General features: G+C 70.8%; 13 protein-coding genes. 8 read left to right on the top strand and 5 right to left on the bottom strand.

Going from position 1 to position 15,483, the window contains the following annotated elements; all coding sequences use genetic code 11:
- Window positions 1-247 precede the first annotated feature (247 nt).
- Window positions 248-3,787 (top strand): DNA polymerase III subunit alpha, encoded by a 3,540-nt coding sequence (dnaE, locus tag AV521_RS21965; protein ID WP_076090176.1) that lies wholly within the window; start codon window positions 248-250, stop codon window positions 3,785-3,787.
- A gap of 83 nt (window positions 3,788-3,870) precedes the next feature.
- Here dnaE and AV521_RS49390 read toward each other — a convergent pair whose 3' ends face one another.
- Window positions 3,871-4,047, bottom strand: coding sequence for a hypothetical protein (locus tag AV521_RS49390; protein ID WP_179023289.1), 177 nt, complete (start codon window positions 4,045-4,047; stop codon window positions 3,871-3,873).
- 225 nt (window positions 4,048-4,272) lie between these two features.
- Between AV521_RS49390 and AV521_RS21960 the strand changes: the two genes are divergently transcribed.
- The 4 genes from AV521_RS21960 to AV521_RS21945 all read left to right on the top strand — a co-directional run bounded on the left by AV521_RS21960 (window position 4,273) and on the right by AV521_RS21945 (window position 8,159).
- Window positions 4,273-5,487: an NYN domain-containing protein gene (locus AV521_RS21960; protein ID WP_076090175.1), complete on the top strand. Its 1,215-nt coding sequence runs from the start codon at window positions 4,273-4,275 to the stop codon at window positions 5,485-5,487.
- Between the two features lie 96 nt (window positions 5,488-5,583).
- Complete coding sequence (locus AV521_RS21955; protein WP_076090174.1) at window positions 5,584-6,597, top strand: ABC transporter ATP-binding protein; 1,014 nt, start codon at window positions 5,584-5,586, stop codon at window positions 6,595-6,597.
- An 85-nt stretch (window positions 6,598-6,682) separates the two neighbouring features.
- Window positions 6,683-7,504 (top strand): ABC transporter permease, encoded by an 822-nt coding sequence (locus AV521_RS21950; protein WP_076090173.1) that lies wholly within the window; start codon window positions 6,683-6,685, stop codon window positions 7,502-7,504.
- Window positions 7,505-7,538: 34 nt separating this feature from the next.
- Entirely contained in the window at window positions 7,539-8,159 is a 621-nt protein-coding gene (locus AV521_RS21945; RefSeq protein WP_076090172.1) for an AAA family ATPase, read from the top strand.
- Between the two features lie 15 nt (window positions 8,160-8,174).
- Here AV521_RS21945 and ybaK read toward each other — a convergent pair whose 3' ends face one another.
- The 4 genes from ybaK to AV521_RS21925 form a co-directional block, all read right to left on the bottom strand.
- Window positions 8,175-8,678, bottom strand: coding sequence for a Cys-tRNA(Pro) deacylase (ybaK, locus tag AV521_RS21940; protein ID WP_076090171.1), 504 nt, complete (start codon window positions 8,676-8,678; stop codon window positions 8,175-8,177).
- 23 nt (window positions 8,679-8,701) lie between these two features.
- The gene (locus AV521_RS21935; RefSeq protein ID WP_076090170.1) at window positions 8,702-9,442 is read right to left on the bottom strand and encodes an LON peptidase substrate-binding domain-containing protein; all 741 of its coding nucleotides are present in this window, start codon (window positions 9,440-9,442) and stop codon (window positions 8,702-8,704) included.
- Between the two features lie 11 nt (window positions 9,443-9,453).
- Entirely contained in the window at window positions 9,454-10,542 is a 1,089-nt protein-coding gene (locus AV521_RS21930) for a hypothetical protein (RefSeq protein WP_179023287.1), read from the bottom strand.
- A 175-nt stretch (window positions 10,543-10,717) separates the two neighbouring features.
- Window positions 10,718-12,295 carry an oxidoreductase gene (locus tag AV521_RS21925; RefSeq protein ID WP_076090169.1) on the bottom strand — a complete coding sequence of 526 codons (1,578 nt, stop codon included), beginning with the start codon at window positions 12,293-12,295 and terminating at the stop codon, window positions 10,718-10,720.
- Between the two features lie 169 nt (window positions 12,296-12,464).
- On the opposite strand from AV521_RS21925, the gene hisD reads away from it, so the two are divergent.
- From hisD to hisB, 3 genes are read left to right on the top strand one after another with little or no spacing between them, the layout of a single operon-like run.
- Entirely contained in the window at window positions 12,465-13,790 is a 1,326-nt protein-coding gene (hisD, locus tag AV521_RS21920) for a histidinol dehydrogenase (RefSeq protein ID WP_076090168.1), read from the top strand.
- A complete protein-coding gene (locus tag AV521_RS21915) occupies window positions 13,787-14,893 on the top strand; it encodes a histidinol-phosphate transaminase (protein WP_076090167.1) in 1,107 nt (368 codons plus the stop codon). Before hisD ends, AV521_RS21915 begins: the two co-directional genes overlap by 4 nt.
- The gene (gene hisB / locus AV521_RS21910; RefSeq protein WP_030783530.1) at window positions 14,890-15,483 is read left to right on the top strand and encodes an imidazoleglycerol-phosphate dehydratase HisB; all 594 of its coding nucleotides are present in this window, start codon (window positions 14,890-14,892) and stop codon (window positions 15,481-15,483) included. The genes AV521_RS21915 and hisB overlap by 4 nt, the downstream gene beginning before the upstream one ends.

Here is a 15,483-nt window from a genome sequence, read left to right as displayed (position 1 = left end):
GCCTCCTGGTGCTTTTTCCGTACGACAGCGTCTCTGCCGTACCCAACGGGCGACGCCACGCGGGAGTGCCCGGTTCCCGCATGAAGGTACGCACGGATCACCCATCCGTCTCGCGGCCGCCCTCCCTCATCGAGGCGCTTCGTGCCACGGAACCACTTCCGGTGTCAGTGCCGGGGCATAGACTTCGACGCTGACCCCAGAACTGTCCGTCCGCCTGTCGCCTACTGTTTTCGCCGGAGGCCATACCGTGTCAAAGCCGCCCTTCACGCACCTGCACGTCCACACCCAGTACTCGCTGCTGGACGGTGCCGCGCGGCTCAAGGACATGTTCAATGCCTGCAATGAGATGGGCATGACGCACATCGCCATGTCCGACCACGGCAACCTCCACGGGGCTTACGACTTCTTCCACTCCGCGAAGAAGGCCGGAATCACCCCGATCATCGGGATCGAGGCATATGTCGCCCCCGAGTCCCGGCGGAACAAGCGCAAGATCCAGTGGGGTCAGCCGCACCAGAAGCGGGACGACGTCTCCGGTTCCGGTGGTTACACCCACAAGACGATGTGGGCCACCAACAAGACCGGCCTGCACAACATCTTCCGGCTCTCCTCCGACGCCTACGCCGAGGGCTGGCTGCAGAAGTGGCCCCGGATGGACAAGGAGACGATCTCCCAGTGGTCCGAGGGGATCGTGGCCTCCACCGGCTGCCCCTCCGGAGAGGTCCAGACCAGGCTGCGCCTGGGGCAGTTCGACGAGGCCCTGAAGGCGGCCGCCGACTACCAGGACATCTTCGGCAAGGACCGCTACTTCATGGAGTTGATGGACCACGGGATCGAGATCGAGCACCGGGTCCGTGACGGCCTCCTGGAGATCGGCAAGAAGCTCGGCATCCCCCCGCTGGTCACCAACGACTCGCACTACACGTACGCGCACGAGGCGGGCGCCCACGACGCCCTGCTCTGCATCCAGACCGGCAAGAACCTCTCCGACCCGGACCGCTTCAAGTTCGACGGCACCGGCTACTACCTGAAGTCCACGGACGAGATGTACGCCATCGACTCCTCGGACGCCTGGCAGGAGGGCTGCGCCAACACGCTCCTCGTCGCCGAGATGGTGGACACCGAGGGCATGTTCGAGAAGCGCGACCTCATGCCGAAGTTCGACATCCCGGACGGCTTCACCGAGGTCACCTGGTTCAAGGAGGAGGTCCGCCGCGGCATGGAGCGCCGCTTCCCCGGCGGCGTCCCCGAGGACCGCCAGAAGCAGGCCGAGTACGAGATGGACGTCATCATCTCGATGGGCTTCCCCGGCTACTTCCTCGTGGTCGCCGACTTCATCATGTGGGCGAAGAACAACGGCATCGCCGTCGGCCCCGGCCGAGGCTCCGCCGCGGGCTCGATCGTCGCCTACGCCATGGGCATCACCGACCTCGACCCGATCCCGCACGGCCTGATCTTCGAGCGGTTCCTCAACCCCGAGCGCATCTCGATGCCCGATGTCGACATCGACTTCGACGAGCGCCGGCGCGTCGAGGTGATCCGGTACGTCACGGAGAAGTACGGCGCCGACAAGGTCGCCATGATCGGCACGTACGGCACCATCAAGGCCAAGAACGCGATCAAGGACTCCGCGCGCGTGCTGGGCTATCCGTACGCGATGGGCGACCGCATCACCAAGGCCATGCCCGCCGACGTCCTCGGCAAGGGCATCCCGCTCTCCGGCATCACCGACTCCAGCCACCCGCGCTACTCGGAGGCGGGCGAGGTCCGCGGGATGTACGAGAACGAGCCGGACGTGAAGAAGGTCATCGACACCGCGCGCGGTGTGGAGGGCCTGGTCCGGCAGATGGGCGTGCACGCCGCCGGCGTCATCATGTCCAGCGAGACCATCACGGAGCACGTCCCGGTGTGGGTGAGGCACACCGACGGCGTGACGATCACGCAGTGGGACTATCCGAGCTGTGAGTCGCTCGGCCTGCTGAAGATGGACTTCCTGGGCCTGCGCAACCTCACGATCATGGACGACGCGGTCAAGATGGTGAAGGCCAACAAGGGCCTCGACATCGACCTGCTGTCGCTTCCGCTGGACGACCCCACGACCTTCGAACTGCTCCAGCGCGGCGACACCCTCGGCGTCTTCCAGTTCGACGGCGGCCCCATGCGCTCGCTGCTGCGGCTGATGAAGCCCGACAACTTCGAAGACATCTCCGCCGTGTCGGCCCTGTACCGCCCGGGCCCGATGGGCATGAACTCCCACACGAACTACGCGCTGCGCAAGAACGGGCAGCAGGAGATCACGCCGATCCACAAGGAGCTCGAAGCGCCCCTGAAGGAGGTCCTGGACGTCACCTACGGCCTGATCGTCTATCAGGAGCAGGTGCAGAAGGCCGCCCAGATCATCGCGGGCTACTCGCTCGGCGAGGCCGACATCCTCCGCCGGGTGATGGGCAAGAAGAAGCCCGAGGAGCTGGCGAAGAACTTCACCATCTTCCAGGCCGGCGCCCGCAAGAACGACTTCAGCGACGAGGCCATCCAGGCCCTGTGGGACGTGCTGGTCCCGTTCGCCGGCTACGCGTTCAACAAGGCGCACTCCGCCGCGTACGGCCTGGTGTCGTACTGGACGGCGTATCTGAAGGCGAACTACCCGGCCGAGTACATGGCCGCGCTGCTGACCTCCGTCAAGGACGACAAGGACAAGTCGGCGATCTACCTCAACGAGTGCCGCCGCATGGGCATCAAGGTGCTCCCGCCGAACGTCAACGAGTCGGTGCACAACTTCGCCGCCCAGGGCGACGACGTGATTCTGTTCGGTCTCGAGGCCGTGCGCAACGTCGGCACCAACGTGGTGGAGTCGATCATCAAGTGCCGCAAGGCGAAGGGGAAGTACGCCTCCTTCCCCGACTATCTCGACAAGGTCGACGCGGTCGCGTGCAACAAGCGCACCACGGAATCGCTGATCAAGGCCGGCGCCTTCGACACCATGGGCCACACCCGCAAGGGGCTCACCGCGCAGTACGAGCCGATGATCGACAACGTGGTCGCGGTCAAGCGCAAGGAGGCCGAGGGGCAGTTCGACCTCTTCGGCGGCATGGGCGAGGAGAGCAGCAGCGAGCCCGGTTTCGGACTCGACGTGCAGTTCACCGAGGACGAGTGGGACAAGACCTATCTGCTCGCCCAGGAGCGGGAGATGCTCGGTCTGTACGTCTCCGACCACCCGCTGTTCGGTCTCGAACACGTGCTGTCCGACAAGGCGGACGCGGGTATCGCGCAGCTGACGGGCGGCGAGCACGCCGACGGCGCCGTGGTGACGATCGGCGGCATCATCTCCGGTCTCCAGCGCAAGATGACCAAGCAGGGCAACGCCTGGGCGATCGCCACCGTCGAGGACCTCGCCGGCTCCATCGAGTGCATGTTCTTCCCGGCCACCTACCAGCTGGTGTCGACCCAACTCGTCGAGGACGCCGTGGTGTTCGTCAAGGGCCGCCTCGACAAGCGCGAGGACGTGCCGCGGCTCGTCGCCATGGAGCTGATGGTCCCGGACCTGTCCAACGCGGGTACCAACGCGCCGGTGATCCTCACCATCCCGGCCACCAGGGTCACCCCGCCCATGGTCAGCCGCCTCGGTGAGATCCTCAGCCACCACAAGGGCGACAGCGAGGTCCGTATCAAGCTGCAGGGCCCGCGCAAGACCACCGTGCTGCGCCTGGACCGGCACCGGGTCAAGCCCGACCCGGCGCTCTTCGGCGACTTGAAGGTACTGCTCGGCCCGTCCTGCCTGGCCGGCTGACCCGGACACGATCCCGGACATGGACAAAGGGGCGCACCCGCCACGGGTGCGCCCCTCCTGTGTGCCTGGGCTTCAACTGCCCTTTAGTTGTGGCCGAAGCTCTTCTGCTTCCTACGAGCAACATCCGAGGGGTTGCCCTGGATGTGCGACACGGGAGACTCGGGGGTCTCCTGCGGCCGCTGCGCGTGCTGCTGAGACTGCTCGGTCTGGGACGCGCGGGCCTGTGGGCCACCCTGCTTACGGTTCTTGTTCTTGGCCATGGTGATCTGCCTCCTGTGGGGGATCTAGGGGCCAGGGCCGGGACCAGATTCACATACGCTGACATCACGCGCATGTCGGATAATTACCGTGTGTGACAGGGTTGGTGGGCGCGCGGGATCCGCAAACGCCACGCCGAAGATCGAGTTCGGGCCGTTAACCTCTGCGCCGTCGGGCAGACTCGAAGGAAGTCCGAAGCAAAACCTCCCGGGAAGAGGGTGAGTCGCGTGGACCGCTGCATCGTCCTGGTGGACGCCGGGTACCTGCTGGGAGCCGCCGCCAGCCTCCTCGCCGGTGAGCCCTCACGGTCCCGGATCACCGTCGACCACACCGCGCTGATCCAGGCGCTGCGCGAACGCGCCGAGTCGGAGACCGAGCGCCCGCTGCTGCGCATCTACTGGTTCGACGGCGCCCCCGACCGCGTCCCCCAACCGGAGCATCGCCGGCTGCGCGTGATGCCCCGCGTCACGGTCCGGCTCGGCGCCCTCACCCGCAGTGACGGACGCTGGGCGCAGAAGGGCGTCGACGCCGCCATGCACGCCGAGCTGACCGAGCTGGCCCGCAACCGCGCCTGCTCCGACGTCGTCCTCGTCACCGGCGACGGCGATCTGCTGCCCGGCATGATGGCCGCAAAGGAGCACGGCGTCGCCGTCCACCTGTGGGCCGTCCAGGCCGCCGACGGCGACTACAACCAGTCCGAGGACCTGGTCGCCGAGGCCGACGAGCGGCGCGTCCTGGACCGCGCCTGGATCACCCAGGCCGTCCGCGCCAAGGAGCTGACCGGCGTCTGCGCCCCGCCGCCCGTGCCCCGGCCCGAGATCGCCGCGATCCTGTCCGCGCCGCTGCCCGATTCCGCGCTCGCCGCGGCGGCCGAGCGGCCGGCCGAGCAGGGCGCGCCCCCGGCGGCCGCCGAGACGGGGAACGGCACCCAGGAGCGGGCTGCCGCCAAGGGCGTCCCCACCCCCAAGGACCTTGCCGCGCTGCGCGCGCCCGGCACCCAGCCGGTGCAGCACCCCGCGACCGCGACCCTGCGCTGGTCCTCCGACAAGGGCTGGGTGGACCGGCCGGGCGCTGTCACGGAGCCGCCCGATGTCGCCTCCATGCCGACGCTCGCCCAGCTCACCACCGCCGAGCAGCGATGGGCCGACCGCGAGGAGGACATCACCACCGTCGGCGGCGACCCGTACGAGGTGGGACAGGTCTTCGCCCGCCGCTGGATGTCCCGGCTCGGTGACCAGGGCCATCTGCAGAAGCTGTCGCAGCTGTATCCGCGCATCCCGCACCGCATCGACGGGGAGCTGCTGCGGTACGCCGCGCGGTTCGGGCTGCTCGCCCACAAGGACGACCAGATCGACGAACACGACCGCTACGCCATTCGGGCGGGGTTCTGGCGGGAGGTCGATGTACCGGCGGCGTCGGAGAGCGCGTCTGCGGGGGAGTGAGCGGCCGGGCACACCGTGCCGGGGGTGCTTACGGTTCGCGGACGGACGTGGCCCCAAGGGCGAGTAAAGCGCCACTACCCCGTAGTCTCGTCCCTTGTGAGTACGCGCGCGGCACAGGCACCTCGGCATGACGAGGTCGTACGCGTGCGCGGGCTCGGCAAGACCTATCCGGCCGTGAGAGGACGGCGCGGTGCGCCCGGCACGCCCGAGGTGCGGGCCACCGACGGGGTCGAGCTGGACGTGCGGCGCGGCGAGGTCTTCGGGCTGCTCGGGCCGAACGGCGCCGGCAAGTCCACCCTCGTACGACAGCTCACCGGGCTGCTCCGGCCGGACAGCGGCAGCGTCGAGATCCTCGGGCACGACATCGTCCGGCACCCCGAACGGGCCGCGCGCCTTCTCGCCTACCTCGGTCAGGAGTCCTCCGCGCTGGACGAGCTGACCGTCTCCCTCGCCGCCGAGACCACCGGACGCCTGCGCGGCCTGGACGTACGGCGGGCACGGGCCGAGCGGGACGCCGTACTGGACGAGCTGGGGCTCACGCCGATCGCCGGGCGGGCGCTGAAGAAGCTGTCCGGCGGGCAGCGGCGGCTCGCCTGTCTCGCCGCCGCCCTCGTCGGTGAGCGGCCGCTGCTCGTGCTGGACGAGCCGACCACCGGCATGGACCCGGTGGCCCGGCGCGCGGTCTGGGCGGCCGTGGACCGGCGGCGCGCCGAGCGCGGTACGACCGTGCTGCTGGTCACCCACAACGTCATCGAGGCCGAGACCGTGCTCGACCGGGTCGCCGTGCTCGACCAGGGGCGGGTCATCGCCTGCGACACCCCCGCCGGGCTGAAGGAACAGGTCGCCGACGAGGTGCGGGTCGAGCTGGTGTGGCGGGAGCGGGCGCCGCTGGAGGTGCCCGAGGTCGCCGCGCTGCGCGAGCGTGCGACGGAGTCCGGGCGGCGCTGGACGCTGCGGCTCGCCCCCGAGGAGGCCCGCGCTGTCGTCGCCACCGTGACCGGCGGGGCCGCCTTCGCCGCCCTGGACGACTTCACGCTCGCCACTCCCAGCCTGGAGGACGTCTACCTGGCGTTGGGCGGCGCGGCCCGGCAGGGGCTGGTGAAGGCGTGAGCGCGGCGGCCGTGCGATGCGTATGGGTCTACGCGACTGTCGTAGGGAGCTACGCGACCGCCGTAGGGAAGAGGAGCAGCTCGACGTGAGTGTCGTACCCGCGGAGGTTCTGCCGGGCGGTGCCCCGGCCGTGCCGGAGACGGCACGGGGCGCGGCCGAACTCGGGCCGCCCGCACGGCTGTGGCCGTCGCTGGCGGCCGTCTACCGGGCGCAGCTGTCCCGGGCCCGGGTGGCCCGGATCCCGCTGCTGTTCGTGGCCACCTTCCAGTCCGTCGGCATCGCCGTGATGATGCGGGGCGTCGTCGACAGCGGCAGCGAGGCCGAGTCCGTGGTGGCGGGCTCGTCGGTGCTGGTCGTCGCCTATGTGGCCCTGAACCTGCTCTCGCAGTACTTCGGTCAGCTACGGGCCAGCGGGGGGCTCGATCACTACGCCACCCTGCCGGTGCCGCCGGCCGCCGTGGTGCTGGGCGCGGCGGCGGCGTACGCCTCCTTCACCGTGCCGGGGACGCTGGTGACGGCCGTCTTCGGGTGCGCGCTGTTCGGGCTGCCGCTGTCCAACCTGTGGATCCTGGTGGCCGTGATCCCGCTCGCCGGGGCCGCGCTGTCCGGGCTCGGCGCCGCCTGCGGGCTGCTCGCGCCGCGGCCCGAACTGGCCACGCTGCTCGGGCAGCTGGGCATGTCGGCGGCGCTGCTGCTGGGGGTGCTGCCGGCCGACCGGATGCCGGAGATCGTACGGCTGGCGCGGGATCTGCTGCCGTCGACCTATGGCGTGGAGGCCTACGCCCGGACCTTCGGGGCCCACCCGGACTGGGCCGTCGTCCTGGTCGACCTGGGGGTGTGCGCGGGTGTCGGGGTGGTCTCGCTGGCCGTGGCGACCTGGGCGTACCGCCGGGCGGCCGTCCGGTGACGCGGCGCACAGCGCGACCTGGCACGATGTCAGGATGACCGCACCGCTGACTCCGCCACCGCACGACGACTCCCCGCACCAGGTCTGGCAGGCGCCGCCGTCTGCCGGGGCGCAGGATGGGGGCAGCTACGAACAGGACGGCCCCGGGATGAAGACCGAACTGCGGGAGGCCGCCGTGATCACGGTGGCCGTGACCTTGGTCGGGGCGCTGCTGGGGCTGCTGTGGTGGTGGCTGGCGCCGCATGTGCCGCTGGTCGGCGACGAGGTCGACAAGAGCTGGGTCGTCTACCTCAAGGACAGCGAGGGGGAGCAGGCGATAGGCGTGGACGGTACGTTCACCCTGCTGGCGCTTGCCTTCGGTGTCGTCACCGCGGTGGTCGTCTTTCTGCTGCGGCGGCGTGGGGGTGTGCCGGTCGTGGTGGCGCTGGGGCTCGGTGCGCTGCTCGGGTCGGTGCTGGCGTGGCGGCTGGGGGTGTATCTGGGTCCCGAGTCCGACGTGCTCGCGCATGCGAAGGCTGTGGGCAAGGGGGTCACCTTCTCGGCGCCGCTGAAGCTTTCGGCCAAGGGGGCGCTGCTGGCTTGGCCGTTGGGCGCGTTGATGGTGCATCTGGGGCTCACGGCGTTGTTCGGGCCCCGTGACCCCGAGTTGCCGTAACCCCGGGGCCGCCCCTCAGCCTCGCCCGATCGGTGCCAGTACCGCTTCTGTCAGCTTCGCCAAGTCTCCCGGGGACAGTTCCACCTCCAGCCCCCGCCGCCCCGCCGACACGCAGATCGTCTCGTGAGTCTCCGCCGAGTCGTCCAGGACCGTCGGGAGCTTCTTGCGCTGGCCCAGGGGGGAGATGCCGCCCCGCACGTACCCGGTGGTGCGTTCCGCCAGTGTCGGGTCCGCCATGGCCGCTCGTTTGCCGCCGACCGCCGCCGCCAGGGCCTTCAGGTCCAGGGAGCCGGCGACCGGGACCACGGCCACGGTCAGGGTGCCGTCGACGTCGGCCACCAGGGTCTTGAAGACGCGGTCGGGGGAGACGCCCATCGCCTCCGCGGCCTCCTCGCCGTAGGAAGGGTGGGCGGGGTCGTGGTCGTAGGCGTGGACCGTGAAGTCCACGCCCGCCGATGAGAGGGCGACCGTCGCGGGGGTGCCCCCGGACTGCTGCAGTTTCTTCGACTTCTTCGCCATCCGTCTGTCCACCGCCGTCTTTCTCAGTTCAGGCTCGTCGGCGCCCGGGTCAGCTCGAACGCGGGCAGCGACGGCAGACTACGGATGATCGCCGTCTCGGAGCGAAGGAGTTTCAGCTCGTCACGGAGCCGGGACGCGGTGTCGGGCGCCTGCAGCAGCCGCTGCTTGGTCGGGGTGTCGTGCACCATCGCCGCCGCCACCAGGTAGGAGACCACCGAAGGATCGTCCGGGAGGTCCGCGCCCGTCGACAGCGAACGCTCGCGGGCGCCCGCCAGGCGCTTCTGGTACTGGCGGAAAGAGCGCAGCACCCCTTCGGCCAGCGCGCCCGCCTCGTCGCCCGGCTCCTCCGGCAGTTCCTCCAGCTCCGCCGTCAGGAACGGGCCGGACGCGTCGACGGAGAGCAGCCGTACCCGGGTCGTGCCCGTCGCCAGCACCTCGAACGTGCCGTCGGCCCGCTCCCGGACGGTCGCCGCGTCGGCCACACAGCCCACCCCGTGGAAGGCCTTGAGCGGCTCCGGGCCGAAGCCCGCGGCAGGTCCCCGCGCGGGCTGTGCCGTGGGATCCGGCATACCGGGGGCGCTCGGCGCCACCTCGAGGCCGTCGCGGATGGCCACGACGACGAACCGGCGCGGCTCGTCCTCCGGTGTCTTGAGCAACTCGCGCATCATCGCGCGATAGCGCTCCTCGAAGACGTTCAGCGGCAGCACGAGCCCCGGGAACAGCACTGTGTTCAGCGGGAAGAGCGGGAGACGGACGGTGGTCACGACGCCTCAGCCTAGTGGTCGTCGGCGCGGGCGTGTCCGCCATGCCCGCCGAGCGGGGCCGGGGACCAGGTCAGCAGACCCGCGGGGACCGGCCCGGGACCGGCCGTCAGCAGGTGCTCGCGCAGTCGCAGGAAGTGGCCGAGCGGGTCGTCGGAGAACCGGTCCCACGGGAAGGACGTGGCGTACGGGCCGATCAGGCGCAGTTCGGCGCGGGCGTCCTCCCAGCGGTCCAGGCGCAGCAGGACGTACAGGAGTTTGTTGCGGATCTCGGCGGGCCACGGGTCGGCCACCGGGAAGCGGGCGGACAGCGCGAGCGCCCGGTCGGCGGCGGCGTCCAGCCGCGCACGCGGGATCTCGGGGCCGCAGCTGTCGGTCAGGTAGCCGAAGGCCGCCCGGGCCGGCAGGGCCTGGACGAGCGAGTCGGCCGGGGCGTCCTGCGCGGCCCGGTCGGCGAAGTCGAAGCACTCGCGGTGCGAGGCGCGGGGGGTGTGCGGGGTGTCCTTCCCCAGGACGCAGCAGGAGGCGGCCAGATAGCGCAGCGCGGCCACATGGCAGCCGTAGTGGTGCGGGGCGCGCCGCACGGCCGCCTCCCACAGCTCCTCGAAGTACCGGTGGCCGGCCCGGGAGCCGCGCGCGTGGTCCAGCGCGATCCGCCAGGGCACCGGGTCCCGGTCGTCGGCGCGGGCGGCGGCGGTGATGAGCGGGCTCGCCTCGCGCAGCAGCTCGGCGCGGGCCGGCGAGGGCCACACGCGGTCCACCGCCAGCTGTGCCCCGACCAGCAGGGCACCGGGGTCCTGCGGGGCGGCCGTGCGCCAGGCCTCGAACCACTCGGGGCGCGAGCGGGCGAAGGCGGCGAGGTGTCGTACGTACCGGTCGTGGCTCTCCCAGGCCGCCGTGGCGCGGGTGGTGGTCAACAGGGCGGCCGCGGCCTCGTACTCGCCCCGGCCGGCCGCGACCAGCGCGGGCGAGAGCCGGTCGTCGGGCGCGTCGAGCACGGCCTCGTCCCCGGCCGGAGTCCGGCCGGGGACGAGGTGCGCGGAGCGCTTGGCCATCCGCGTGGGGCGGATGAACGAGGGCAGCAGAGCCATGGTGCCGACCATTGAAAGACCGCAGGTCGGCAGTGCGCCAGAGGCTTTTGAGAAGTCGCGGAAAGTTGTACGGCCAGGAGTCAAGGACCGGCAAAAGGTGACTGTTCGGCTTTTGTGCGGTCGCTGTACGGAAAAAGCGACCGATATACGGAAAAGAGGGTAGCCGTAACCCTTCGGTCACGGCACCTCAGCCCCGCCGCAGCAGCCGCGTCGCCCCCGCCGCCACCGTCGTCGCCAAAATCCAGCCCAGCAGGATCATCACGGCCGCCAGCCACTGCCAGACCCCGCGCAGCTGCCACTGGCCGACCTGGCCCAGGTCGATGACCGGCAGCAGCAGGTCCAGTGTGAACAGGGCGGGGCTCCAGTACGGATGGCCGTCGTGGTTCATCGGCGGATGGTCCGCGTGCGCGAACGCCAGTGTGCCCGCCGCCCACAGCACCGCCATCCACACCGCGGCCCGGCCCGGCCGATAGCCGTAGGCCACCGTCCAGTCCTGGACGTACCCCCAGAACTTGCCGGCCAGCGGCAGCGTCTCGCGGCGCCGGCGCTGCTTGGCGAGCAGCACCTCGCGCGCGTCCTCGTCCTCCCCGGCCGCGCGCAGCACCGCCGCCAGCCGCTCGTACGGCTCCGGGGCGTACTCGGCGGTGGCCGCCGCCACCCAGTCCAGCCGGCCGGTCAGCGGGAACGGACCGCGCGGGACGAGGATCTCGTACACGAAGCCGCCCATGTGCAGATTGCCGGGGCCGGGCCAGCTCGCCGCCCGGTCCACCAGACTGACGATCCGCGCGCCGGACAGCACCACCTTGCCGCGCTGCGGCCTGTCCCCGAGGAAGCGCAACTCCGAGGCGTGCACCCGGCGCAGCGACAGCTCCTGGTCGTCGCCGAGGGTGAACCGGGCCCGCTCGCAGTCGACGGCGTCCCCGAACCGCCCGTCGTCCAGGCGCAGCCCGCCCCGGCACTCGAACCGCTGGATCCGCGTCCCGCGCGCCGGTGTCGTGCCGCTCAGCAGTGGGCTGCCCACGCCGGCCGGGGTCAGGTACAGGGTGCGCTCGACCGTCAGCTGGGGTGCGTTCAGGGCGTAGCGGGAGTACGGGTTGTCCAGCATCGCGCCGCGCAGGCTGAGCGACACGCCGACCTTGGCGCCGCGCAGCCGCAGCTCGCCGTGCGACTCCAGCATCTCCGCCTGCAGGTCCTGGCCGACGGTCAGGCCGTCCCCGGCGATCGACCGCCCGCTGCGGTCCCGGTACACGACCGCCTGGTTGAGCATGAGATCGGTGCCGATGTGGGCGTCCGTCAGCCGCACCCCGTTCTGGAAGCGGCAGCGCGGCAGATGCAGATCGCCCTCGGTGTGCACCCGGGCCGCCTCCAGCCGGGGCACCGCGCAGTCCACCATCCGCAGGGTCGTGAACCGGGCCTCCGGCACCAGCACCTGGTCGTCGAAGCGGCAGTCGCGCAGCTCGACGTACGGCTGCACCGTGCCGCCGGAGAGGTCCAGCGTGCCGGTGATCCGCACGCCGGTCAGCTTCAGCGAGGACACCCGGCCCGCGAGCGCGGGCGGGCCGTCAAGCAGCAGCCAGGCCACGATCCGGGCCCGCACGGCGCGTTCCGGACCCCAGGGGTGGCCGCCGTGCGGATCGTCCACGACGGTGTCCCCGCTGCTCAGGTCGTACACACTGCCGTTGCGGAAGGCCTGCCACATGCCCGCCTCGGCCGCGGTCAGCTCGTCCGGCAGGTCCCCGGCGACGACACCGGCCCCCTCGGTCACCGCTGTTCCTTCTCCTCCGCTGGTCAGGGGTCTCGTACAACCGTTCATGCCCGCTCAGTGACTGCTGGAACACTAGAGGTGAAGGAGATCTTCCGAGTTCGGCCACGTTCTGTATCAGCCATTGATACGCGCCGACGATTCGAGACGGCGGTCTGCGAGAATTGGGACTGTGATCTCCCGAATCGATCTGCGCGGCGACGCCCTTCCCGAGGGCCCGGCCCTGCGCGACCTGCTGCCCCGAGCCGACTTCGACGTTCAGGCCGCCCTGGAGAAGGTGCGTCCGATCTGCGAGGCCGTGCATCATCGTGGCGACGCGGCGCTGATCGACTTCGCCGAGAAGTTCGACGGAGTACGGCTGGAATCCGTCCGTGTACCGGCCCAGGCGCTCACCGACGCGCTGGCGGCCCTCGACCCGGCCGTGCGCGCCGCGCTGGAGGAGTCCATCCGCCGCGCCCGCCTGGTCCACCGTGAGCAGCGCCGAGACACGCACACCACCCAGGTGGTGGCGGGCGGCTCGGTCACCGAGAAGTGGGTGCCGGTCGAGCGCGTCGGGCTGTACGCGCCGGGCGGCCGCTCCGTCTACCCCTCGTCCGTGATCATGAACGCCGTACCGGCGCAGGAGGCCGGCGTCGAGTCGATCGCGCTCGCCTCGCCGCCGCAGGCCGAATTCGGGGGGCTCCCGCACCCGACGATCCTCGCCGCCTGCGCGCTGCTCGGCGTGGACGAGGTCTACGCGGCCGGCGGCGCCACGGCGGTCGCGATGTTCGCGTACGGCACCGAGTCCTGCCCGCCCGCCAACATGGTCACCGGCCCGGGCAACATCTGGGTCGCGGCCGCCAAGCGCTTCTTCACCGGCCGGATCGGCATCGACGCCGAGGCCGGTCCGACCGAGATCGCGATCCTCGCGGACGACACCGCCGACCCGGTGCACGTCGCCTCGGACCTGATCAGCCAGGCCGAGCACGACCCGCTCGCGGCGGCGGTGCTGGTCACCGACTCCGTCGAACTGGCGGACGCGGTGGAGAAGGAGCTGGAGCCGCAGGTCGCGGCGACCAGGCACATCGAGGACCGGATCGTGCCCGCGCTGAAGGGCCGGCAGTCCGCGATCGTCCTCGTGGACGGCCTGGAGGAGGGCCTGCGGGTGGTCGACGCGTACGGCGCCGAGCACCTGGAGATCCAGACCGCCGACGCGGCCGCCGTGGCCGACCGGGTGCGCAACGCGGGCGCGATCTTCATCGGTCCCTGGGCCCCCGTCTCGCTCGGCGACTACGCGGCCGGGTCCAACCACGTCCTGCCCACCGGCGGCTGCGCCTGCCACTCCTCGGGCCTGTCCGTCCAGTCCTTCCTGCGCGGCATCCACATCGTGGACTACACGAAGGACGCGCTCGCCGACGTCGCCCATCACGTGGTGACGCTGGCGGAGGCGGAGGACCTGCCGGCGCACGGCGCGGCGATCAAGGCGAGGTTCGGCTGGAAGGTACCGACGAGCAAGTGACCGGCATCGACGATCTCCCCGTACGGGACGAGCTGCGCGGCAAGTCCCCCTACGGCGCGCCCCAGTTGGACGTCCCCGTACGGCTGAACACCAACGAGAACCCCTACCCGCTGCCCGAGCCGCTGGTCGAGCGGATCGCGGAGCGGGTCCGGGAGGCCGCCCGCGACCTGAACCGCTACCCCGACCGGGACGCGGTCCAGCTGCGCACGGAGCTGGCCGCATACCTGACGAAGACCGGCAAGCACCCCCTCGGCATCGAGAACGTGTGGGCCGCCAACGGCTCCAACGAGGTCATCCAGCAGCTGCTGCAGACCTTCGGCGGACCGGGCCGCACCGCGATCGGCTTCGAGCCGTCGTACTCGATGCACGCCCTCATCGCGCGCGGCACGGGCACCGGATGGATCTCGGGTCCGCGCAACGAGGACTTCACGATCGACCTCGCGGCGGCCGTCGAGGCGATCGCCGAGCACAAGCCGGACGTCGTCTTCATCACCACCCCCAACAACCCCACGGGCAACGCGGTCCCGCCCGGGACCGTCCTCGCGCTGTACGAGGCGGCGCAGGCGGCCAAGCCGTCGATGGTGATCGTGGACGAGGCGTACATCGAGTTCAGCCACGGCGACTCGCTGCTGCCGCTGCTCGAAGGCCGCCCGCACCTGGTGATCTCGCGCACGATGTCGAAGGCCTTCGGCGCGGCGGGCCTGCGTCTGGGCTATCTCGCCGCCGACCCGGCGGTCGTCGACGCCGTCCAGCTGGTCCGGCTGCCGTACCACCTGTCGGCCATCACCCAGGCGACCGCGCTGGCCGCCCTGGAGCACACCGACACACTGCTGAAGTACGTCGAGCAGCTGAAGGCGGAGCGGGACCGGCTGGTCGCCGAGCTGCGCGCGATCGGCTACGACGTCATCGAGTCCGACGCCAACTTCGTGCAGTTCGGGCGGTTCGCGGACGCCCACACCGCCTGGCAGAAGATCCTCGACCGGGGCGTCCTGGTCCGGGACAACGGCGTACCGGGGTGGCTGCGGGTGTCCGCCGGAACCCCGGAGGAGAACGACGCGTTCCTCGACGCGGTCCGTGAACTGAAGAAGGAGCTTGAGGCATGAGCCGCGTAGGGCGCGTCGAGCGCACCACCAAGGAGACCTCGGTCCTGGTCGAGATCGATCTCGACGGCACCGGCAGAACCGACATCGCCACCGGCGTCGGCTTCTACGACCACATGCTCGACCAGCTCGGCCGGCACGGCCTGTTCGACCTGACCGTGAAGACCGACGGCGATCTGCACATCGACTCCCACCACACCATCGAGGACACCGCCCTCGCGCTCGGCGCCGCCTTCAAGCAGGCGCTCGGCGACAAGGTGGGGATCTATCGATTCGGCAACTGCACGGTCCCGCTGGACGAGTCCCTCGCCCAGGTCACGGTGGACCTGTCCGGCCGCCCGTACCTCGTGCACACCGAGCCGGAGAACATGGCGCCGATGATCGGCGAGTACGACACGACGATGACCCGGCACATCCTGGAGTCCTTCGTCGCCCAGGCGCAGATCGCGCTGCACGTGCACGTGCCGTACGGGCGCAACGCGCACCACATCGTGGAGTGCCAGTTCAAGGCGCTGGCCCGGGCGCTGCGCTACGCCTCCGAGCGTGACCCGCGCGCGGCCGGCATCCTCCCCTCCACGAAGGGCGCGCTGTAA

It is taken from the genome of Streptomyces sp. IMTB 2501 (assembly GCF_001953885.1).
Classification (GTDB): Bacteria; Actinomycetota; Actinomycetes; order Streptomycetales; family Streptomycetaceae; genus Streptomyces.
Note: the sequence above shows the minus strand (reverse complement) of the source record. Positions and strands in the feature narration are given on the sequence as shown.

Bases quoted from the DNA above. Each gene is read 5' to 3' on its own strand.
- hisB (WP_030783530.1), top strand. From the start codon at position 14,890: ATGAGCCGCGTAGGGCGCGTCGAGCGCACCACCAAGGAGACCTCGGTC.
- AV521_RS21945 (WP_076090172.1), top strand. From the start codon at position 7,539: ATGACCGCACCGCTGACTCCGCCACCGCACGACGACTCCCCGCACCAG.
- ybaK (WP_076090171.1), bottom strand. From the start codon at position 8,678: ATGGCGAAGAAGTCGAAGAAACTGCAGCAGTCCGGGGGCACCCCCGCG.
- AV521_RS21930 (WP_179023287.1), bottom strand. From the start codon at position 10,542: ATGGTCGGCACCATGGCTCTGCTGCCCTCGTTCATCCGCCCCACGCGG.
- AV521_RS49390 (WP_179023289.1), bottom strand. From the start codon at position 4,047: ATGGCCAAGAACAAGAACCGTAAGCAGGGTGGCCCACAGGCCCGCGCG.